21 protein-coding genes are annotated in these 22,952 nt (G+C 42.8%); 8 read left to right on the plus strand and 13 right to left on the minus strand.

Features of this window, described 5'->3' with window-relative positions:
• Positions 1-11: 11 nt before the first annotated feature.
• From ABFW99_RS10365 to ABFW99_RS10420, 12 genes are all read right to left on the minus strand, one after another.
• The gene (locus ABFW99_RS10365; protein ID WP_349353425.1) at positions 12-3,077 is read right to left on the minus strand and encodes a SusC/RagA family TonB-linked outer membrane protein; all 3,066 of its coding nucleotides are present in this window, start codon (positions 3,075-3,077) and stop codon (positions 12-14) included.
• Between the two features lie 149 nt (positions 3,078-3,226).
• Entirely contained in the window at positions 3,227-4,039 is an 813-nt protein-coding gene (locus tag ABFW99_RS10370; RefSeq protein ID WP_349353426.1) for a LytR/AlgR family response regulator transcription factor, read from the minus strand.
• Between the two features lie 235 nt (positions 4,040-4,274).
• On the minus strand, positions 4,275-4,727 hold the full coding sequence (locus ABFW99_RS10375) for a GNAT family N-acetyltransferase (RefSeq protein ID WP_349353427.1): 453 nt from the start codon (positions 4,725-4,727) through the stop codon (positions 4,275-4,277).
• Between the two features lie 105 nt (positions 4,728-4,832).
• Positions 4,833-5,336: a hypothetical protein gene (locus tag ABFW99_RS10380; protein ID WP_349353428.1), complete on the minus strand. Its 504-nt coding sequence runs from the start codon at positions 5,334-5,336 to the stop codon at positions 4,833-4,835.
• A complete protein-coding gene (locus ABFW99_RS10385) occupies positions 5,336-6,013 on the minus strand; it encodes a hypothetical protein (protein WP_349353429.1) in 678 nt (225 codons plus the stop codon). Before ABFW99_RS10385 ends, ABFW99_RS10380 begins: the two co-directional genes overlap by 1 nt.
• A 3-nt stretch (positions 6,014-6,016) precedes the next feature.
• Positions 6,017-6,502: a GNAT family N-acetyltransferase gene (locus ABFW99_RS10390; protein ID WP_349353430.1), complete on the minus strand. Its 486-nt coding sequence runs from the start codon at positions 6,500-6,502 to the stop codon at positions 6,017-6,019.
• Between the two features lie 10 nt (positions 6,503-6,512).
• Entirely contained in the window at positions 6,513-8,060 is a 1,548-nt protein-coding gene (locus tag ABFW99_RS10395) for a CRTAC1 family protein (protein WP_349353431.1), read from the minus strand.
• Between the two features lie 192 nt (positions 8,061-8,252).
• Positions 8,253-10,136 (minus strand): histidine kinase dimerization/phosphoacceptor domain -containing protein, encoded by a 1,884-nt coding sequence (locus tag ABFW99_RS10400; protein WP_349353432.1) that lies wholly within the window; start codon positions 10,134-10,136, stop codon positions 8,253-8,255.
• A 276-nt stretch (positions 10,137-10,412) separates the two neighbouring features.
• Positions 10,413-11,330 carry a biotin-dependent carboxyltransferase family protein gene (locus ABFW99_RS10405; RefSeq protein WP_349353433.1) on the minus strand — a complete coding sequence of 306 codons (918 nt, stop codon included), beginning with the start codon at positions 11,328-11,330 and terminating at the stop codon, positions 10,413-10,415.
• Entirely contained in the window at positions 11,330-12,028 is a 699-nt protein-coding gene (pxpB, locus tag ABFW99_RS10410; RefSeq protein WP_349353434.1) for a 5-oxoprolinase subunit PxpB, read from the minus strand. Before pxpB ends, ABFW99_RS10405 begins: the two co-directional genes overlap by 1 nt.
• Positions 12,003-12,758: a LamB/YcsF family protein gene (locus ABFW99_RS10415; protein ID WP_349353435.1), complete on the minus strand. Its 756-nt coding sequence runs from the start codon at positions 12,756-12,758 to the stop codon at positions 12,003-12,005. Before ABFW99_RS10415 ends, pxpB begins: the two co-directional genes overlap by 26 nt.
• 2 nt (positions 12,759-12,760) lie before the next feature.
• Positions 12,761-13,996, minus strand: coding sequence for an Nramp family divalent metal transporter (locus ABFW99_RS10420; RefSeq protein ID WP_349353436.1), 1,236 nt, complete (start codon positions 13,994-13,996; stop codon positions 12,761-12,763).
• A gap of 153 nt (positions 13,997-14,149) precedes the next feature.
• Between ABFW99_RS10420 and ABFW99_RS10425 the strand changes: the two genes are divergently transcribed.
• The 6 genes from ABFW99_RS10425 to ABFW99_RS10450 all read left to right on the plus strand — a co-directional run bounded on the left by ABFW99_RS10425 (position 14,150) and on the right by ABFW99_RS10450 (position 18,423).
• Entirely contained in the window at positions 14,150-14,341 is a 192-nt protein-coding gene (locus ABFW99_RS10425; protein ID WP_349353437.1) for a YwbE family protein, read from the plus strand.
• A gap of 5 nt (positions 14,342-14,346) precedes the next feature.
• Positions 14,347-15,279, plus strand: coding sequence for an alpha/beta hydrolase (locus ABFW99_RS10430; RefSeq protein ID WP_349353438.1), 933 nt, complete (start codon positions 14,347-14,349; stop codon positions 15,277-15,279).
• A gap of 77 nt (positions 15,280-15,356) precedes the next feature.
• The gene (locus ABFW99_RS10435) at positions 15,357-15,794 is read left to right on the plus strand and encodes a CBS domain-containing protein (RefSeq protein WP_349353439.1); all 438 of its coding nucleotides are present in this window, start codon (positions 15,357-15,359) and stop codon (positions 15,792-15,794) included.
• A 77-nt stretch (positions 15,795-15,871) separates the two neighbouring features.
• Positions 15,872-16,621 (plus strand): MBL fold metallo-hydrolase, encoded by a 750-nt coding sequence (locus ABFW99_RS10440; RefSeq protein WP_349353440.1) that lies wholly within the window; start codon positions 15,872-15,874, stop codon positions 16,619-16,621.
• Positions 16,622-16,670: 49 nt separating this feature from the next.
• A complete protein-coding gene (locus ABFW99_RS10445; protein WP_440707495.1) occupies positions 16,671-17,303 on the plus strand; it encodes a class I SAM-dependent methyltransferase in 633 nt (210 codons plus the stop codon).
• Between the two features lie 133 nt (positions 17,304-17,436).
• Positions 17,437-18,423: a c-type cytochrome gene (locus tag ABFW99_RS10450; RefSeq protein WP_349353442.1), complete on the plus strand. Its 987-nt coding sequence runs from the start codon at positions 17,437-17,439 to the stop codon at positions 18,421-18,423.
• Positions 18,424-18,468: 45 nt separating this feature from the next.
• On the opposite strand, the gene ABFW99_RS10455 is transcribed toward ABFW99_RS10450, so the two are convergent.
• Positions 18,469-20,094: a M1 family metallopeptidase gene (locus tag ABFW99_RS10455; protein WP_349353443.1), complete on the minus strand. Its 1,626-nt coding sequence runs from the start codon at positions 20,092-20,094 to the stop codon at positions 18,469-18,471.
• A gap of 349 nt (positions 20,095-20,443) precedes the next feature.
• Between ABFW99_RS10455 and ABFW99_RS10460 the strand changes: the two genes are divergently transcribed.
• Both ABFW99_RS10460 and ABFW99_RS10465 read left to right on the plus strand, forming a co-directional pair.
• Complete coding sequence (locus tag ABFW99_RS10460; RefSeq protein WP_349353444.1) at positions 20,444-21,601, plus strand: hypothetical protein; 1,158 nt, start codon at positions 20,444-20,446, stop codon at positions 21,599-21,601.
• Between the two features lie 116 nt (positions 21,602-21,717).
• Complete coding sequence (locus ABFW99_RS10465; protein WP_349353502.1) at positions 21,718-22,950, plus strand: quaternary amine ABC transporter ATP-binding protein; 1,233 nt, start codon at positions 21,718-21,720, stop codon at positions 22,948-22,950.
• Positions 22,951-22,952: the final 2 nt, after the last annotated feature.

The raw sequence follows: 22,952 nt of genomic DNA on the forward strand, positions 1-22,952 counted from the left end.
CTGATTTTATATTAAAACTGGATTTCTATACCGGCATTCACCTGGCGTTCTGTAGGGTATGATGCAGCTGTTACATTGTTGAAAATGTCTTGAGTATCCGCTGCTACCTCCGGGTCGTACCATGGCCATGCAGTCCAGGTCAGTAAGTTCACAGCAGAGGCATACAAGCGTATGTTGTTAAGTCCTATGCTTTGAGTAAAACGATCAGGAAGATTGTAATTCACAGACACGTTCTTAAGCCTGATATAACTTGCATTATAGATGGAAGCAGTACTTAGCTGGGTACGGTAGTTGGCTGTTTCAGCGAAGTTTGAACCCGCTTCCATTGCACGCGGATAGTAAGTCAGGTCTCCGGGAAGTCTCCATCGGTCTAACACACTTTCATGCATTTGCATTAAGAAATCAGGTGTTCTTGTAAAGAAGTAGTCGCTTTGAGGGAAGGCCCATTGCCCGAAGCTGAATTGCAGGAACGCATCCACACTGAACCCTTTGTAGCTGAATGTGTTTCCGAATCCTCCGGTCACGTTGGCTACCCCGTCTTTGTATTCAACCGCATCAACTGCATTGGTTGGGGTGTAGGTGATGTTACCATCGGCATCGTACCACATCGGGCGACCATCGGCCGGGTTTACACCAGCCCAGCGCACTACCTGGATAAGACCTATCGGCTTACCTTCCTGAAGGCTTTCAAACAGGTCATTTTCATCGATTGGGATTCCATTGGGAAGTTCCAGGATCTCATTATCAGTAAACGCAATATTAAAGCGTGACTGCCACCTGAAACCAGCCGAAGACACGTTCACTGAGTTTATCTCAAACTCCAACCCGGTATTCCGGACTCTACCGATATTCTCCGTGATATCTCCGTAACCACTGTCTATAGGCAGGGGTCGTTCGAACAATAAGTCGGTATTATCTTTCTGATAGGCATCAACAGAACCAAACAACCGGCCTTCAAACAACTCATAATCGAGTCCGATATTTATTTCACGTGCTTCTTCCCATCCAAGATTAGCATTAGCTAACTGATCAGGGCGAAGTCCTGTAAAACCCTGATAGGAGCCCACTGCTTCATAGAGAGCACGGGAAGCGAAGTCTCCAATGGCAGAGTTACCGGTAGTACCGTATCCGGCACGAAGCTTTAACTGATCGATGGCTTCAACATTCAGGAAGTCTTCCTCCGAAATAATCCATCCAAGTGATATAGACGGGAAGAATCCCCAGCGGGTTTCTTCACCAAATCGAGAATTTCCATCATATCGGGCAACGCCTTTCAGGATGTATTTCTCATCATAGGTGTATTTTACATTCCCGAAGTAACTGGCTTGCTTCCACTGTGTGTTTATTCCGTTTGCAGTGGTAGGATTTGCTGTGGCAGCAAGAACCGTAAAAAACGGCCCCGGCAATCCGTCCCCACGCACAAGCTGACTTTCAGAATAATCGGAACGAAATTCGGTACCTGCAAGAGCGGTAACAGCATGAACACCGTCAAAAGTGCGATTCGCATTCGCCACCAGGTTACCCTGATAGTTTTCTACATTTCGATTGGCAAACGTGATGAATCCCCCCGTTGCCGGTGATGCTATAGCTGAACGATATTGATCATCCTGTGTATTTCGGTAATCCACGTTAGCACTACCGCTAAACGATAACCATTCGTTGGCCTGATATTGCAGGCGAAGAGTACTCAGAATCTGAGTAACGGTATTCTCCCGATCTACTTCATTTTTTGTTACCGCAGGGTTATTTGATCCCCCGAAGTTGGTATTCGGATTGTATGAACCGTCCGCTAAGTATGGGAAAGAGAATCGCGGTTCAAACATAGCCTGTGAGGTCGGGCAGTTAATAAAGTTACCATCCTGGCATACGCCGTTCTGAGCTGCCCGGGAAACATTTAACCGTACCGATGCACGCATTCTCTCCGATAAGTCATGATCGATATTTGTTCTAAGGTTCAACCGGGTAAAATTTGAATTGAACGCCGTTCCCTCGGTATCCTCATATCCACCGGAAAGCAGAAAATTGGTTGATGAGTTACCACCGGCTGCAGAAACATTGTATTTCTGAGTTACCCCCTCTTGATAAATAAAATCCTGCCAGTTGGTATTTGCCAGCTGAGGATTATTAGGATCAGAATCTGGATCTGCACCGTAACTGGTAATCAGGAAGTTTCGGTATAAGTCTTCGTCCGTACTGTAATCAGAACCCGGTGTTTCGCCAAAGTTCAGTGCACGCCCTTCTCCTAAATAGGCAACGTACTCTTCACTGGAAATGTAATCTACATTTCTTGCCAAAGAACGCACTCCGGTTTCTGCACTGGCAGTAATTCGGGTTGGTCCGGCACTACCGTTCCTGGTGGTAATAATAACCACACCGGCAGCAGCCTGAGCACCATAAATAGCCGCAGAAGCCGCATCTTTAAGCACCTCAATAGACTCAATATCGCTTGGATTTATAGCATTAAGTGGTGTTGTACTGGCCTGGGAAGATGTTTGAGCAAATGAAATTTGCACACCATCCACAATATAGAGCGGCTCTGTTGCCGCATTGATGGATCCATTTCCTCGAATACTTACCCGAAATGCTCCTCCCGGGTTACCGGAAGTAGTGGTAATATTTACCCCCGCAGCACGACCCTGAAGCAGAGCCTCGGTACTTTGAAGAGAAACATTCTCAAATTCGTCGGATGAAACCGTTGAAATTGACCCGGTGATTTCCCGCTTCTGTTCAACAGAATAGCCGGAAACAACCAGTTCATCGAGGCCAACAACGTCTACACTTAATTGAATATCAAGTGTAACCGTACCTGAACCGATTTCAACACTTCTTGTTTCTGTTTCATAGCCAACGTATCGATAAGATACGGTGTAAACACCCGCTTCAATTCCGGAAATGGTGTAATTTCCGTCAATATCAGATTGGGCACCTTTGTTAAGCGATTCGATGTAAACAGTGGCACCAATTAACGGCTCGCCTGTTTCAGCATCTGTAACTTGCCCTGTCAGTTCCCCGCTTTGTGCAAACGCACTCGCCGACAATAACAAAACAAATATGGTAAATAGTAGCTTTCTATTCATAAAGTCCTCTTAGTTTTGGTTAGAAAAAATCCACCAAAATGGTGAATACACCTATATATATGAGGCCTTGAAACCAACCTTAAGAGAAATGTGATGAAACGATGCAGGCAGGGATGAAAAGCTGATGTTGTATTATCAACCGCAGAGTTTCAAAACGACTTTATGAGCTCTTTATAGTTTCTGCTCATTTTTAACGATTCTCCATTTTCCAGGATGATGGTAAAGTCGCCATAAGCCATTTCTTCAATTTTTAACACATACCTGATATTCAAAATGGTCGATTTATGAATTTGGAAGAACTGATCTTGATCCAGCTTGTTATAAATACCTGACAATGTGCTTCTGAGTAAATATTTCTTTTTCCCTGTAATAATTTTGATGTAGTTACCGGAAGCCTCGATCCACTGAATATCGCCGGTTTGCACAACTTCGATGGTCTCTCCAGTTTTGATGAATAATCGTTGAATGACATTCTGAGAATGCATATTACTCTCTAAATACGCCTCCAGTTTTTCCAGAAGATCAGGATGGTTCTGAAGTTTCTTTTCATTCAACTCGTTTTGAAAATGCACCTGTGTCCCCTTTACAAACATGCGCTTCATGCTCTCAAACTTTACAAAGGCTTGTTCGATATCGGATCTGGAGATGGGCTTCACCAAATAATCAATGCTTTTTAAATCAAAAGCCCTCAGCGAGTATTGGTCATAGGCTGTCGTAAAAATGATCGGTGAATCGATATCTGTTCCTTCCAAAGTTTGAAAACAGGGACCATCAGCTAATTCAATATCCATGAAAATCAGATCAAACTGATTTTGCTCAATTTTTTGGATGGCTTCTTCTCCGGTCTCTACTACGGCCACGATTTCAGCATCTTTATTAACCTGATTGATCAACTTTACAATGTGTTTTTGGGCAGGACCTTCATCCTCACAGATCAATATTTTTATTGGTGAAGCTGTCATAATATTCGTTTTGAATAAGTATAACAGCTGCGCGGCTCGTTCGCTGAATGAGCTGAATCAATCAGCACTTTTAACAGACTAAAAGTACTTCCTTAAATACAGATATTATGTTCTTATGCTGGTGCTTAATAACACGGAAGAAGAGGCACTAAACAGAAGTTTATCAAACTAATAATAAAGAAATTATACAGACTAAGACCGGATTTATTTCACCCAATCTACAGACCATGTTTGACTATACATCCCAGGTATAAAAGTTATGTTTTGTATCAAGTTTGAACCCGGTTTTGGGATACAGGTTATTGCCAATGTCATTTGATTTTTCCGTTTCCAACATCATACCACAGGCACGGGTATTTCGGCATAATTCTTTGGCCACGTCTATCAGCTTTTTTGATATACCCCTTCCCCTGTAATCCGGGTGAACAAATAGATCATTGAGCAACCAAAACTTCGCCATTCTTGTAGAAGAGAATAGCGGATATAGCTGTACAAACCCTGTTTGAGAACCTTCTTCATTGATATGAATATAGATCTCAGAATCTCCGTTTTCTATTCTTTCGGTTAAGAATGATTTACAGCCTTCAAGGTCGGTCTCCATCCGGTAAAAATCCCTGTATGCGCTGAACAAGCGGGATAATTCTTCGATATGACTTTCAGTAGCTTTTATGATATCTGGTGGAACCATTTCGCCCAGTCTTTTTAGTTTCAGTGGAGATGGATTTTTCCTTTAAATACTACAAAATTGACTCATAAACGAATGTAATATTGCTCTCCTTAACCTGAATAAACCTTACCTGATTTCTTCTACCACAGGCTCTGAATTAGTAGAGGCCACCGACTCTATTTTCCATTCACCATTGTCTTGTTTTCGATAAACGGCCAGCCATGCATAATGCACACTGTCTCTAAGCATGGTGCCATTTTCATCCTGATAATTCAAAATCACATCTTTCTCAACAATGGTATAAGCAAGTGAGTAATCATCCGAAAACCTGATTAAAGGCTCTCTTGTATCATCCCAGTACTCAAATTCTACCGCTGAGAAATACTGATCGTATCTTGCTTTGTGCTCTTCATAACTCATCTGGGAAAGTTCACCCCTGTTAACGGATATAAAGTCTTCTGAAAGCTGTCCTGCAAACGCTGCCGACATTTTCTCAAAATGATATTCACGTTGGGCATCATGCATTTCCAAAACTTGGCGGGTGTATTTTTCTTTAAGCTTATCCTCATCAGTACACGAAGTGGTCATCAACAAAGCTATTAATACCCAATATTTAAACAGTGATTTCATTAATTCTCTCCCATTTCTCTAATGGAAATTTCGGTGTAGTTAAATGTGAATACTTTTTCTTCATCGACGATGCGGACTTTTTTGGGAACTTTTACGCCCTCAGCAGTAATCATCCATTCTTCAAACCATGTGGTTATAGGCTGTTCGTCATTCAAATAGAATGTGAACCGGATTGGTAGCTTTTGGTTGTTTACTACATAATTGACTCTGTAATCCATATGGGTTTTTCCATCAACCGCAATGTTATCCTGTTTTGTAATTACTGTATCTACACTATGAAGAAGATACTCGGGCTGAAGGGCTATCCTCACATAGTCGTGCATGCGACCGTAAAAAATCATGAAGTTGCTAAGAGCTTCCCCGGAAGCATTCTTTCCTTCATTCCCCATTATATATAGTTCTACAGGTTCGTCACGATAAGAAAACACCTGGCTGAAATAGAGGTTTACTCCATCACCTTCTGCTTTTGACGTATAGGTACCATCCGGCCCGAAACATTCGGCTACAGAATGAATTTCAATTTCATTTTCCGGAGCTTTAAGGGTTTTCCTGATCTCTTTAAAAAGCTGTTCGGCATCTTTCCTTTGACCATATACCGGTTGAGACATCGTAAATATCAAAGCTAAAGCCACAGTAAATCCCACTACAGAAAACTCAATACAAAAGTACTTATTCATTGGTCATTTATTTGGTTCAGTATTCATCATTTCCATTCGGTAGAGGTCTAATCCCCTGCCCCAGAAATCTTTCTTTTTCTTTACCATGCTAAAGCCCAGAGAACCAAAAAATTTATAACCATGTTGTGATGTATCCGCTCGCAAAAATTTTACATTTTCATGGTTTTGAAGAATACCCAACAAGAACTTTGCACTGTATTTACCAATGCCCTCCCCGGTATAATCAGGATGTAAAAATATCCAGGTAATGGAACCTGTTTCTTCCTCCTTATTGATTCTGTAACCTGCTCCCCCTGCAATTAACCCATTGCTAAGAATGGTGTAATAGGTGTCAGAATTAAGCTGAAGATAATTTCTGAAATCCGTTTCTTCTCCGGCTTCAAAGTATTCAGGCACATTCAGCCTGAAAATGTAGAGCAATGTTTTTAAATCCTGAGGGCAAAATTTTCTCAGAGATACATCACGTGCTTTATTACCATTCGATTCCATGAAATTACATCTAATCCGGTTCGGTAATTTCCAGCAGCTGGTTGACCGGTATTTCATCCATAATACTTTCCCTTGCGGAAGGCCATCTCACCAAAACTTCTTTTACTGCAGAGCAATTTCCTAAGCCTATTTGTTGTATAAGTCCGCCCTGAGATCTCCACGTCTGCTGTGAGGAAACGATTCTTGTTTGATTTACTATTTCGCTTCCTTCTTCACATGTAACCTCTATTTTAGCTCCGATACCGGAGCTGTTCGACTGTGTGCCTCTAAGCTTTATTTTCAGCCAATTTCCTGTTTTCTTTGCGCTATTTTGATACCATTCGTTTCTTTCGTAATCCCCTTTTGTATTGGGCCATTGAGGAATGAGGATGTCTTGTTTTCCATCCCCATCTATATCACCGGTGATTATGGTGGATGCATAAAATACCCTCTCGGAAAAAGCGGTATTTGATTCTGGTACAAACCGACCATCCTGATTTCTGAACAAATTTACTGAACTCCCCCAATTGGCAGCAACTACATCAGGTAAACCATCATTATCAAAATCTGTGATCAAAGCTCCATAAGTATGACCTCCGGCTGAAGTCAACCTACCGGATTCCATAAACTCAAATTCACCTTTTCCATTATTAATAAACAAAAAATTTGCCCCGCCCATCATTGAAGTTTGATATATGTCGATATCTCCGTCATTGTCTACATCTCCGGCAGTTCCGGCACTTTTTGGGAAAGAATATCTTTCTGTCCCGGGTGCATCCAGGGTGTATTCATCAAACTCCCAGCCACCATTATTAAAATAAATCCGATCTTTTTGAAGCCTGTACGATGCGTAAAGGTCCGGCAGGTTATCCCCGTTAAAATCTCTCCATAATCCCCCAACCGTTGAAAGTGTGTCTCTGGTGATGGGAGTATTTTGAACTTTTGTGAACGTCTCATCACCGTTATTCTCATAAAGGAAGTCCGCTTGCTGATGACTTATTCCCCCATTCGCTACATACAGATCCAGATCGCCGTCATTGTCGATATCAGACCAGTTTGCCGAGTAAGAATGTCCGCCATCATTACCAACCACAGAGTTTTCAACCTGCTTGAAATCACCATTCCCCATATTCAGGAAAAGAGCGTTATCCTGCGATCGTTGGTTAGCTATGAACACATCAACCAATCCATCGTTGTTGACGTCTGCCCAGGCACTTCCTGACGAAAACATCTCATCATTACTGAGTATGGAAGACTCTTCCGGTTTCAGATTTCCATCACCATCATTTATATATAAGCGGTTCTTCTGTGGCTGAGGATCACCTGAGCTGACATCATAGCCATTCGACACATACACATCCAGATCGTAATCGCCGTCTATATCAATCAGGCTAATTCCCCCGGTGCTTGCTCGTTGAGCGGTGAAGTCGGAATCGATTTTGGTGAATTGCCATTCGGCTTGCTCGTAATTATTGGCAGTACAACTGGTAAAACCTATAATTACAGTTAGCAAAAACCTGTTGATGAGGTTCACTTTACTCAAAAGCGTGACTAGTACAAAGCAGTGCTTTTCCTTCATCTTGATCAGTTTGAAAGTCAGTGTCAATACCTGGAAATATGATACTGATTCCTTTTTAGCCCTGCATCAAAGTCATCTTGTTTATGTGCTGTTTCAGGAGAGATAGTTACCAATTTGGCAAACCATCATATGGTTTAAAATCAAAAATGGGAGGCATCGAATCAGGATTTGACCTCAGTAAACTCACCTGAATTACAAATTGGAATGAGCACCCCGGCCGGTTATCTTGAACGAAAAGGCAAACCTGAATCCGCTATCCGACTCAATATTGTATTTTGCATTAAGCTGGTCGACCAACGTTTTGATAAGTGTTACCCCAAGTGTATTAGATTGATCAAATAGGTTTTCATCAAATCCTTGTCCGTCATCCTCATAAACTACCTGTATAAGATCCTCTTTTTCTTCCAGACTGATGTATATCCTTCCTTCGTTCCGATCATTAAAAGCATGTTTAAAAGAATTCGTAATCAGTTCGTTTACCAACAAACCCAATGGTATAGCCTGATTTATATTAAGGCGCCGGGAATCAAACTTGTGCTCAATAACCACATTTTTACCCGGGCTGTCGAACATACCCCGGATTCTGTCAATTAGTTTAACAGCATATTCCCCAAAGGTAATTTCGGTAAAACTGTCGGTATTATAGAGCAACTCATGTACGCCTGAAATGGAGTAAATCCGGTTTTGAGTTTCCCTCAAAATAAGCTTTAGGTTTTCGTCGGAGAGCCCTTCTTTTTGAAGTTCTATTAAACCGGCTATGATGGCTAAATTGTTCTTTACCCGGTGGTGAACTTCCGAAAGCAGCACCTCTTTTTCATGCACGGAATTTTCCAGCTGCTTCTTATACTCAACTTCATTTGTTATATCCTCTGCTATAATCAGCATTTGCTTTTTCTCACTTCCATTGCCGATAATCTGGCTGGCACTTAGACGCATTTGAATCAGAGATCCATCTTTTCGATATCTTATGATCTCCTTATTCTTGACTTCCTTTTCTTTCAGGTTAACAGACATCAACTGTTTAAATTCACCTTTCATCTCCTCTCCAACGTGCGGTAAGAAATGTCCAATTGCCTCTTCCTGGGTCCAGCCTAACATATCCTCTGCTGCCTTATTCCAAAAATCGCGTACTATCCCATCGGTATCGATTGTATAAATAGCCATTGGTGATGAATCAATAAAAGCCCGGATTTTATCATTTGCCTGCCTGAAAGATTTTTGAGCTATAAATGCCGTTTGCATGAAATAGAAAAGAACCGAAATAACTACCGAGAGGATTATTCCCAGAGCAATGTTCAGAAAAAAACCATCCGAATTGTTCTCAGCCTCAAAAATAGTATTCGGAAATACGCTGACTTTCCAAAAATCTTTATTTGTTCCCTCTAAAGTGATTTTCTCCTCTGCTGAAAATCCTTTCAGGCTGGATGCTACTGAGCTGTCGCCATGTTGATAAAACAACGTTCCTTTATGATCATAAATTTTCACTAAGTACTGATCCAATCCCTGCATAATCAGATCAAAACGTGGATTAAAATCCATCCCTGCGCTAATTGTACCTTGGAAAACACCGTCGTAATAAACCGGGGCATCCACCAAAAAAGCATTGGGCCCCTGCACCAGTTTAAGCCAATGTGTGATGTTAACTAAAGAATCCTGTCTGGCCTGAAGCCAATCGATACGCCTGTAATCCAGCTTGGAAATATCGAGACCAATAGCATTCTTATTAGGTTCCAGCGGTTCAACTTTTCTGATAACCATGCTGCTGTCGATCCATTCAACCAACAAGAAAGAGGAATCCTGGTTTATTATATGCCCGGCATCATACTCCCAAAAATCGAAGTATGTACCATCGGTTATTTCCAACCGGCTTTTTAAATTCAGAAGCGTATTAATGTTGTCGTGTACAGCACTTTTAAACTGATGCGTAACAAGCTTAGCTGTTTCCCTAACTTTATTTTTTTGGCTTTGTTCTATACTCTTTTGATTCCCAAACCAAATCAGAATAACAAAAAAACTCAATACTACACCGATCAAAAAAGAGCCTAAAAGCCTGTATTTTTCAACTAAATCCTTCAAAGTAACTAACCTAAGTCTTGGTAAATGCCGACCTTCCTTTTATTGATGTAAGTATGGGTACCATATACCGGCATTCTCGTTATCGGTATATTAAGAAAAGATTTAAACAGAAAGCGGGTTTATTTACGGTGGCTGCTTCTTTGGTCTTATTTTTTTCACCAACAATTAGCTTTATATGAATAACCGGCCTGAACTTTGAAATGGTTGCTATAACTTCTCAATAAATGCGAGTTGTCATCGGGTTGTACAAATTTCCTAAACTTTTAAAAATCGCTCTTAACTGAGTACTTCTATATGATAATTACTCAATCGGTTGGCCTCTTCTCTGTCGATTTTACTGAATGTTAGCTGTACCCCCGACCATAACTGACCGGCTCTCCACAAATCAGCATCTGCTATCTTAGCAATTCTTGGGTACCCTCCCACCGCTTGTCCGTCTTTCATGATTATAATAGGGTGTCCGTTTTCGGGGAGCTGTATCATTCCGGGAATAACCGGCCCCGAAACCATCTGCCGACCTACAGGTTGGATAGAGCTCCCTTTTAATCGTACCCCCATTCGGTTACTGTCAGGGCTAACGTCAAATTCAGTATTCAGAAATTGTTCTTTTTGATTTTGGGACAACCAGCTCCACTCCGGGCCTTCAATAATTCGTAATTCTACTTTTGATGAGTAATAAGGGAACCGTTTTTCGGATACTTTTTCCGGATTATAACCTCCCTTTTCTTCAATCCACGAAAGTACATCCCCTTTTTTTAAAGCACGTCCTTCAAATCCACCGAATTTTCCGGTTATATAGGTTGAACTGGAGCCCAACACTTTCCTGATATCCAATTGACCACGAATTGCAAGGTAACTTCTGCATCCTTTTTGGCAGTAATCGAATGAGATAACATCACCTGACTCAATTTTTAATGGAGTATTCAGTGAAACATCCTCATCATTTATTGTGGGGTGCATATCAGCTCCGGCTATGGCTATGATTGAGTCTGTTTTAAACCGATATCTTCCCCCATTCAGGGTCATTTCCAATACCGGCATATCGCCCGCATTCCCAACCAGTTGATTCACTAACCGGTAGGCGTAATCATCCATCGCACCTGAAACAGGCACTCCGTACTGGCGGTACCCGAATCGCCCTTCATCCTGAACAGTAGTTAATAATCCACCGTCTATCACTTCCAGGCTGCCCATTAGGTATCTCCTCTTTGTGCGGAAAATTCTTTTTCCCGGATGCGTTCAAAAACTACCTGATCTCCTGCCCTTACCACAGTTGGCGGGTCTTTCCGTACATCAAAAAAAGAAAGAGGCGTTCGGCCAATGATTTGCCAGCCACCGGGACTTTCCAACGAGTACACCCCCGTCTGCTTTCCACCAATGCCAATCGATCCGGCCGGAATTTGACTCCGAGGCTCCTGCTTTCGGGAACAAGCTATCTCCTCATTTAAGCCCGACAAGTATAAGAAACCGGGAAGAAATCCCATCATGGCTACAGTATAGGCTCCTGCTAAATGAATTTGAATAATCCTGTCTCTTTTCATTCCGGTGTGACTTTCAACCTCCTCCCAGTCGAGGCCTAATTCATAGCAGACGGGTATCACATGTTTTTGGGGTGAATGGTTTTCTGCCGAAAAATATTGGAAGGCTTTTAAAAGTATTTCGATCTCACTGTCAAGATCATTCAGCACCCTGTCATAAATAACAGCAATACTTTCATAAGCCGGTATGATATCGACAACACCGGGAATAGATGATTCACCAATTATTCTGCATGATTCGTGAATAAGCTGTAGAGAAACTTCATCCTGCTTCGGCTTTATGAGAAGTGCTTGTTCCCCAAGGGCTGAAACCGCCCAGCTGCTGTTCTTAAGCTGAAGTAATCTCGACCTCATGTTTCTCCAAAAAATCGTGGATTTCTTTAGCTAATTCTGCTGCTCCTTCAGTGTCGCTGTGCAAGCAAACAGTTTCAGCCGTGATGGGGAGGTCAAGTCCGCCCTGGGTGTGCACTACTCCATCCAGAAAAGAAGCCATTTGTTTTAAAACGGACTTCTTTTCGTGAAGAACGGCTCCTTCCAAAGATCTTGACCGTAAGCTCAGGTCGTCTTCATATTGCCGGTCAGCAAAAACTTCACTTCGTACTTCCAGCCCTACATCTTCAGCCACTTCCGCCAGTTTGGATTCGGCAGGGGCATAAATCATCATATCATTCTGAATCTGAACAAGAGCTTTAGCTATAACCAGAGCAACTTCTTCATCTTTGGCGGCGTGATTATATAAAGCACCGTGTGGTTTAACATGATGAAGCTTGCCTCCCAGCGATTCCGTCATCCCCTTCAAGGCCGACACCTGATACAGAATACATGCCTCCAGTTCCTCGGCCGAAAGGTTCATAATGCGCCGGCCAAATCCCTGCAAGTCCGGATACGAAGGGTGTGCCCCTACTGCCACCTCATGTTGCAAAGCTAATTCAATGGTTTTTGAAATTGTGACGGGATCACCCGAGTGAAAACCACAAGCTATATTACAGCTCGAAATATAAGGCATGATTTTAGAATCTCGGCGCTCATCGTACATGCCGTAGAATTCACCCAAATCACAATTCAAATCAATTTGCTTAATCATAGCTAAAAGAAATTAAATACAGAATTCAAACTTCTGAACCCGACCAGGATAGTGACTAAAATCACAACTACTCCAAGTATATTTTGTCGGGTCGAATTGGAGTTGGTTCCAAGCAGCAGTGGCTTATTCATGATGTACAATAAGAAAACAGCAATCACCGGCAGTGTGATTCCATTTGCTATCTGAGCGAATTCGATGAGTTTAACCGGGTTAATACTAAAAGCGGAAAACACCATGCCTGTAAAAAGCACCAGCATCCATACCACTCTGAACTTAAAGTCCTTTAGATCGGCTTTCCAGCCAAACATACCCTTCGCAGCATAGGCAGCTGCAAGGGGGGCGGTTACAGCCGAAGTGATACCCGCGGCAAAAAGTCCGATTGCCATAAACGATTTTGCCCAGGTACCCAGCACAGGTTCCAGTTGCTGAGCCATATCGGCCGCACTGTTTACCTGAGCCAGCGACCCATCGGCTGCAGCGGCACTGGTAATGACAATACACATCGAAATCAGCCCTCCTAAAATAATACCCACGGCATTTTCTACTCTCATTTCCGATAGCTGCGAGTAACTTGAATACCTTTCCTGAACGGTTGAGGCGTGCAAAAATAGATTATATGGGACCACCGTGGTTCCAATTAAGGCAATCACCGTCAGCAATTCATCAGCGGATGCTGTGGGAATAAACAGCCCTTTTAAGATAGCCGTTATATCCGGTTGTATAACAATTGCGGTGCTTACAAATACAATACTCATTACGCCCACAAGCGCGGTCATTACAGTCACAATTCGTTTAAAGTTTCCGGAATACAATAATAGGAAAGCGACAACACCTATGATTAAAGAGCTGAGACGTATAACAGAACCGTTCACCGTTACATCAAATCCGGCAAAAAGCTCCTCCCAACCCAATACGGCTCCGGATATATTCCCCCCCTCATACGCTACATTACCAATTACAATGGCACTGAAAACCAGGATAATGGCCGATATTCTGATTACCGGATTTCCAATCTGTTCCCGGATGGCTTCTCCAAACCCTTTGCGGGTAATGATACCCAAACGCCCGGTCATTTCCTGTAAAACAATGGTAGCAATCACAGAGAATAGAAGCGCCCAAAGTAATACATATCCTGATCTAACCCCGGCTAAAGTACATACTGTAACCGTTCCGGGGCCAATAAAGGCGGCAGCTACCAGCGTACTGGGACCAAAATACTTTTTAAGTGGGTTGTTCATGATTTGTATATAGCGTCTAAGTCAGAAAATCCCAAACAGATTTACCGTTCTAAACAAAAGAAAATTTTGAATTATTTTTATAACACTAAACATTCGTCTCCGAATTTGTGTTAGTCTTGTAATCAACAAACGGAAATCTCTTTCATAAAAAATATGGATGGAAAATACAGAGCTAATGTCCGACCCGGCATGCAGGTTGGAATTGTGCTAAAGAAAGACCAACGAAGTGGAAAAGTCACCAACGGTGAGGTGCAAAATATCCTGACGAATTCGGCCACACATCCGCATGGCATTAAAGTCAGATTAACTGATGGACAAATCGGGCGGGTAAAGAAAATTCTTTAATCAATATGGAACTCGGGGATTTTTCGGAACATACATTCGATTTAGGAGAAGACTATGAAGGAAAAGTAATAGCAACCCTTATGGAATCTCCGAAGCATGATGCTTCACGGCCTTCCATTTTATATATCCATGGATTGAGCGACTATTTTTTCCAGGCGCACGTGGCTGAGGCTTTTCATAAACAAGGTTTCAACTTTTATGCCCTGGATTTAAGGAAACACGGCCGCTCTTTACTTCCACATCAAACTCCGAATTACTGCCGGTCAGTAAAAGAGTATTTCCCCGAGATTGACCGGGCCCTGGAATTCATACAATCTGAAAATAATAGTGAAATCATCTTATTAGGGCATTCCACGGGCGGACTAACCGGTAGCCTTTACCTGAACGAAGGCGAAAACCGGCAATGCATAGACAAATTGATTCTGAATTCCCCTTTTCTACAGTTCAACCTCAGTCTCTGGCAACGTGCTATTCTTTTTCCCGCTGCGCGTTTGATTTCAAATTTCAAGCCATACGCTTCCCTGAAGAAACCATTTTCTCATTTGTACGGAGCCAGTATTTCCAGCAAAAAACACGGAGAATGGGATTACAATACCGACTGGAAACCGCTACGGGGATTTCCCGCCTATCTGAAATGGGTTACCGCCATGCATCAAGCTCAGAAAAATCTCCGCCGTCATTCCCCGATCAAAATTCCGATTCTGATTCTTCACTCAGATAAATCCAGCCGCAACCAAAGCTGGAACGAAAACATCCTGAAAACAGACATGGTTCTGAATGTGGAGCACATAAAAAAGTATGGGGAAAAATTAGGAGACAATGTTACCCTGGCCGAAGTGAAAGGCGCCATGCACGATGTTTTTCTTTCGGGGGCGGGAGTGCGAAAGCACGCTTTTGAAAAAATGTTTAGTTGGCTCAGGAACACAGAACGCATGTAACTTCCTTTCCGCTTGCAAATCTCCAAAAAATCCTTTTATTAGAGAAACAGCCAATTATAATAAGGGAGGTTTGGATTATGCAGGTAAAAGAGATCTTAAATCAAAAAGGAAGAGACATATTTTCTGTAAAGCCGGATTCCACTGTATTTGATGCCATCGCCAAAATGGCTGAATACAATGTCGGAGCATTACTGGTGATGGAAGATTCTAAATTAAAGGGAATAATATCAGAGCGCGATTACAGGAACCGGGTAATTCTTGAGGGCAGAACCTCCAAGACTACGGAAGTGCAGGATATCATGACCAGGGACGTCATCCGAGTTGAGCCCAAAGATACTGTCAATTTGTGCATGCAGCTTATGACTGAGAAGAAAATCCGGCATCTGCCTGTTGTTGAGAACGAGCAAGTAGTGGGGGTAATTTCTATAGGTGACGTTGTAAAAACCGTGATTGCTCATCAGAAATCAGAGATTGATTCCCTCCGTAATTATATCGGTGGCGGATATCCAACATAGCGGCATGTACCAAATGATGGTTGAATGATCCGTCATTTATCAGAGTTACACTTTCAACCCAGAACTAATACCCAGCTATGCTTCGTACCTTTTTCATTTCTATCGTTTTAGGATTTTTAACTATTACTACTGCTTTGGCTCAGCTAAATAATAATCCCGACCGAATTGAAACCGATGAAGGAGAACTGGTCATTCATCCTATATTGCACGGTTCGATAATTTTTGAGTGGAACGGACAAACGGTATATATAGATCCCTGGGGACAAGCCGGATTATATGATGACAAACCTGCTCCTGATATCATCCTTATCACTCATCCGCATGGCGATCACCTCAGTCCCGAAACACTGGCCAGCCTCGATACTGAAAGCGCTTCATTCTATGTTCCACAAGCTGTGGCTGATCAAATGCCGGAAGAATTCCTTGGCCAGACAACAGTGATTGCCAATGGTGAAACCATGGAATATGAAGGTATTACCATCCGGGCAGTACCTATGTATAATCTTCCCGAAGAAGGTGCCCGCCACGCTAAAGGCTGGGGTAATGGATATGTGCTTACCATGGGGGGAAAGGATGTTTATGTTTCCGGTGATACGGAAGGAATCCCCGAAATGCGAAATCTCCAGGGCATAGACATCGCATTTGTATGCATGAACCTGCCGTACACCATGGATATTAACCAGGCCTCCGATGCCGTTTTGGATTTTGAACCGGCAATCATATACCCCTACCACCACCGCGGGCAGGACATTCAGGAATTCAAAAAGCTGGTGGATACAGGAAACAAAGATATCGAAGTACGACTGAAAAACTGGTACCCCAGATAGAGCTTAACATCTGTTGAGCGTAACTCCTACCTTCCCTCAAAAAGAATCTATGCTGTGTACGCTCTGCTCATCTGAAACAGAACCGTTTTATCATTACGAGAATGAAGACCGGAAATATCACCGGTGCACCTACTGCCGGGCGGTTCTCATGGATACTGAAGATTACCCAACTCCTGAAGAAGAGATTTTCAGGTATGAAAGCCACGATAATGACGTGGAAGATCCGCGTTATCAGGAGTTTGTGTCGCCTTTAGTGGAAAAGATTACCGAAAAATTCCCCCCCGATTCTTTGGGGCTGGACTTTGGTTCGGGTACGGGACCTGTAATTACCAAAATGCTCACCGACCAAGGGTATTCCGTCAATACATTTGACCCGTTTTTTGACAATAATCCTTCCGTTCTGGATTTAAATTATGATTACATCGTCAGCTGCGAAGTAATGGAGCATTTTCACCATCCTCATAAGGAATTCACCAAGCTTAGAAATATGCTAAAGCCGGGCGGTGGGCTTTTCCTCAAAACTGATATTTATACCGACGATATCGATTTCCACAGCTGGTATTATAAAAGTGATGAGACCCATGTCATCTTCTACCATCCCGATACGCTCACCTGGATGAAATCTGAATTTGGATTCGGCCGGTTAGACATCGATGGAAGGCATATTACCTTCCTGCTTTAGCATATTTTTCCACACTTTTCCGCATAGTAGAAAATCACCCTTTTTTTATGCAAATTAGTCTCAATCCTATGGGGCTTTTGGGTTTAAAGAAAATAAGGGGTACCAAAGCTTCTCTAACTACAAATGAAATACTATGAAAAAGTTATTACTTGCATTGGGAGCATTGTTTCTAATCGTAATTGTCGGACTGGCTGGTTTATTGATTTATGTCTCTACGGCTCTCCCGAATGTTGGACCTGCGCCAGAAATTCAGATTGAACAGACTGCGGAAAGAATCGAGCGGGGACGACATCTTGCCAATAACGTAATGGTTTGCACCCATTGCCACTCGCCGCAGGAAAAATCAAAATTCACACACCCTCTTGATAAGAACATGTTTGCCGCCGGTGGAACCCGTTTTGGTACTGAAGAAGGTTTTCCGGGAAATTATTATGCCCCTAACCTGACTCCCGCCAACCTTGGCGGCTGGTCGGATGGGGAAATTTACCGGGCAATAACCGAAGGCGTAAGCAAAGACGGACGGGCTCTATTTCCGATTATGCCTTACCCGAATTATGCAAAAATGAGCAAAGAGGATGTTTATTCAATTATCGCTTACCTGCGTACACTAAAGCCGATTGAAAATGAAGTACCTGCATCAGAATCTTTTTTCCCTATGAATTTCATCATAAATACCATACCTGCTGAGACCGAACTTTCTGATAATCAACCAGCCACAACTGATCCCGTAAGCTGGGGGAAGTACCTGGTAACTGCAGCCAGCTGTATGGATTGCCACACCCCAATGGAGCAAGGAGCTCCTATTCCGGGAATGACCCTTGCAGGGGGGATGGAATTCCCAATGGAAGACGGCAGTATTGTCAGGACGGCGAACATTACTCCGGATATTGAAACAGGTATAGGAACATGGACAGAGGAGCAGTTTGTAAACCGATTTAAAGTATATGCTGACTCCACTTTTGAGTATCATGAAGTTGCTGCCGGAGAATTTAACACAGCCATGCCCTGGACTATGTACGCCCAAATGTCGGAAGAGGAGTTGAAAGCCATTTACGCTTACCTGCGCACAGCCGCTCCTGTTCAACATTTAGTCACGAGGTTTACACCCGTCGGAGACTAACAGTCAGATCGTTTATAAAGAGGTTCAGGTTTGCCCTGAACCTTTTTAATTCCCAAGCAGATTAAAACTTCCCACATAGTAATTTGGATCAACTGTAAGTGTGTATGACTCATTGGATTCCAGGGCTACTGTCTTCCATCCTGTACCGGGTTCCAGCCTTAGCTTTTCACCGTTGATTGTTACATCTACCGGCAGGTTAAATCCGGCTACTGTATTCCCCCATCTATACATCAGCGTGTTCTTCCGAAAAGCATACTCGAGGGCAGGAATTCGAATATCCCGCAGATACTGATCAAAGACGGAATCTAAATCCATGCCTAATTTATCGCTGATATAATTCTCAATGTGAGTGGTAGTTACGGTTTGGTGGTAGAATTCCCGGTTCAACCCCCGCAAGGTTTCCCGCCATAGAGAATCATTGTCCGCTACCTGCCGTAACGTATGCAACAGGTTCCCGCCTTTGTTATACATATCACCCGACCCTTCGTGATGCACCCCATAAACCCCAATCAACGGACTGTTATTTTGAATTCCGAGTCTGAGCCCTTGTACATACTCATTGGCTGCTTGTTCACCATAGTGATAATCCAGGTACAGGCTTTCTGAGTAATTGGTGAATCCTTCATGAATCCACATATCAGCTACATCGGCATAGGTGATATTATTGGCAAACCACTCATGTCCCGTTTCATGAATGATGATGAAGTCGAATTTCAAACCCCAGCCCGATCCGCTTAAATCCCGGCCTAAATATCCGTTTTGGTATTTATTTCCATAGGTAACCGAGCTTTGGTGTTCCATTCCCAGATAAGGAACTTCCACCAGTTTAAAACCGTCTTCATAAAACGGGTAAGGACCAAACCAATATTCAAAGGCATCCATCATGGGCTTAACCTGCTTGAACTGCTTTTTGGCTTTCTCCAGGTTTTCCCGGAGTACATAATAATCCAAATCCAGGATTCCTTTTTCCCCTTCGTATTCTTCCCCGAAATGCACATAATCACCAATATTTATATTTACTCCATAGCTGTTGATGGGGTTAGACACAAACCAATTCCAGGTTTTGGTTCCGTTCTGATGTTCATCAACACCTCTCAATCTCCCGTTCGACACATCCATGAGTGAATCCGGGGCATTTACACTGATCAGCAGGCTATCCACTTCATCATAGGGATGATCTTTGTTGGGCCACCATATACTGGCACCAATCCCCTGATTTGAAGTAGCTACAAACGGACGCCCATTACTGTCCTGAGTCCAGGTAAAACCGCCATCCCAGGGTGGACGAACAGCAACTTTCGGTTTTCCTGAAAAATGAACAACAAGCTCATTTACGTCTCCGGTTTTTTGGTTTTTGGTGAGCACTATAAAATAAGCATTTCCATCCCGGCGGTAGTCCAGCGATTTACCGGCCTGGATTACCTTATTGATTTCCATCGGTGGCTGCAGATCAATCTGCATGGTTTGGTAAGGCTTCAGTACTTTATACTGTACTTTGTTGGAACCGGAAATGGAACTGTCTGCAATGTTCACATCTACTGTCAGGTGATAATATGTCAGGTCCCACCATTTCCGCTCTTCTGTAATGGAACCCCTTAGGCTATCCTGATGGGTGAACTCTGTTTGTGGAGTAAAAATCTGTGCATTTATATCCGGTAATCCGACCGCCATTATAAATAAAAAAACAAGTGTTAAAATTCTGAACGTTTTCAATTTCTTATCCTTTATGATAGCGGACGGAGTATTTTGTACGCTATCCAACTTTTAATATTTCTTAGTTGCTGTGCTTAGGTCGATGATTTAATATAATTAGTCTGACAAACAGCGTTTGCAATAGCGTCTCAGCCTTTTATCTTAAGGTGGTTCATCCGTTGGATTTTTTAATCCACCAAAAATCAAAACACCTGATAAATGAAGTTAACTGCTACAAAACTTCATGGTGTTCTCGCCTAATGCTTCAGGCTGAGTTTCTTTCATCTAATTACGTAATGGTAACTAAATTAAATTTTCAGAGCTAATCATGAAAAAACTAAGCGTTCTTGTCACAACATTTCTATTGTTCTTCTCAACATTCGCTTTTGCGCAAGAAGATGAATCTTCGTTATCGGTAGGAGGTGCTGTACGATATAACGTACTGCTAACCGATTATGAAGACGGCACCATCAACAACAATGATGCACAGTTTACATGGGATACCTGGCGGCTGAATGTTAACGCCGAGAAGAATGGAGTGAAACTTAATTTTGAGTACCGCTTCTACCCTACCTTTAATACTCATTTTGTAAAACAGGGTTGGTTGGGTTACGACTTTAACGAAAAGAATAACCTTCAGATAGGTGTTACTCAGGTGCCTTTCGGGAATTTGCAGTATAACTCGCATAACTGGTGGTTTCAGGGGCCTTATTATGTAGGCTTGGAAGATGATCATGACATGGGACTGAAATATACCCATACAGCTGATAACTGGGACTTAATGGCCGCATACTTCTTTCAGCCCGAACCAGCAGGTCCGGCCGGCGGTAGCGGATCGTTTGGTTTTGGGGGCTCAGGACGATATTCCTATGATATAGTTCCTGCCGGAAATCAAACCAACTACGAACGGAATCAACTGAATCTGCGTGTTACCCGAACCATTGATATCGAACAGGGAAGCATTGAGTTTGGTGCAAGTGGTGAAGTTGGGCAAATCTGGAACCAAGCACTGAACGAAACTTCTTCCCGCTACGCATTGGCTGCCCACACAGATATAGATTATGGCAACTGGAACTTCAAAGGGCAGTTTATCAATTATGGAATGGATGCCCAAAATAACAGCGGGCAGAGTGTTGATATCGTAAATATGGGTGCATACGGTACTCCATATTCGGTGGCTACAGCAATGAACATCTACTCTGCCGGGTTAAGCTACAGCTATGATGTGGACTGGGGCCCCATCACAAACCTGAACTTCTATAACGACTACTCCTACTTTCAGAAAAACATCGACGGTTTTTACGATGCCCATCAACATGTGGTTGGCTTCCTGCTCTCTGCCGGAAATGTATATACCTACTTTGACATTGCCAGAGGCAGTAATCAGCCATGGATTACCGACAATTTCGGAACGGGTCTTGGACAAGGTGTAAATGACGCCCGCTGGAACACCCGGTTCAACATTAATATTGGGTACTACTTCTAAACGGTAGTATTAACATACATCCTGCTTGATGCGGGATGTCCTGAAAACGGAAGCATATTCCCTTTTGAGGAGGTCCCGGACATCATATAACTCAATTATAATTGAACGAAGGAGATATGGCCGCTATAACCGTTAAAAACCTGTTTAAAATTTTTGGGAAGAATCCTGAAAAAGCCTTCCCGTTAATAGAAAAAGGTAAATCCAAAGATGAAATCCTGAACAAAACAGGAAATACCATCGGTATCAATAATGCCAGCTTTAAGGTTAAAGAGAAAGAGATGTTTGTGATCATGGGGCTTTCCGGAAGTGGGAAGTCCACCGTGCTGCGGTGCCTGAACCGGCTCATAGAACCTACCAAAGGTCAGGTAATGATTGGCAACGAAGATATTACCGAGGTAGATAAGGAGAGATTACTGGAAATGCGCCGCAAAAAAATGTCGATGGTGTTTCAGAACTTTGGCTTATTTCCCCATCGCACCGTTTCAGAAAATGTGCAATACGGGCTGGAAATCAGTGGGATGGATAAAGATCAACGTAAGAAAAAAGCCTACGAAGCCATTGAGAAGGTTGGATTAAAAGGATATGAAGAACAGAAGCCTGATGAACTCAGTGGCGGAATGCAACAGCGGGTCGGATTGGCAAGGGCTTTGGCTAATGACCCCGAAATCCTGCTGATGGATGAAGCATTCAGCGCCCTCGACCCTCTCATTCGCGCCGATATGCAGGACGAACTGCTGGAGCTACAGGCTGAAGTTCATAAAACGGTCGTATTTATTACGCATGATTTGGATGAAGCGCTTAAAATCGGAGACCGCATCGCCATCATGAAAGACGGATATGTGGTTCAGGTGGGAACGCCGGAAGAAATTCTTACCAACCCCGCTGATGACTATGTGAGAGCTTTTGTACAGAATGTAGATCGAACAAAGATCATTACGGCGCAGGCCATCATGCGGAAAGCCCCAACCGTTCAGGTTCCTAAAGACGGTCCATCCGTTGCTATCCGAAATATGGAAAAAACAGGGGTTTCTACAACGTATGTAGTTGATGAAAACCGATATCTAAAAGGCATTGTTAAGATAGATGACGCCATTAAGTTGAAGGAAGACGGAGTTAAGGACCTCCAGGAAATTATTATTTCAGATATTGAAGTCTGTGGACCAGAAACCCCCATCAATCAATTACTTCCCAAAGCTATTGAAGCCAAATACCCTATCGCTGTAATTGAAGATGACAGCAGCTTGGCAGGAATTGTAGATCGTGCTACGATTATGGCAGAGCTCAACGAAAATGGCTTAGATACCCAAAACAAAGAAATCAAGACTAATAAAAAAACTACTACTTCCTGATT

Source organism: Gracilimonas sp. BCB1 (assembly GCF_040117685.2).
Lineage (GTDB): Bacteria > Bacteroidota > Rhodothermia > Balneolales > Balneolaceae > Gracilimonas.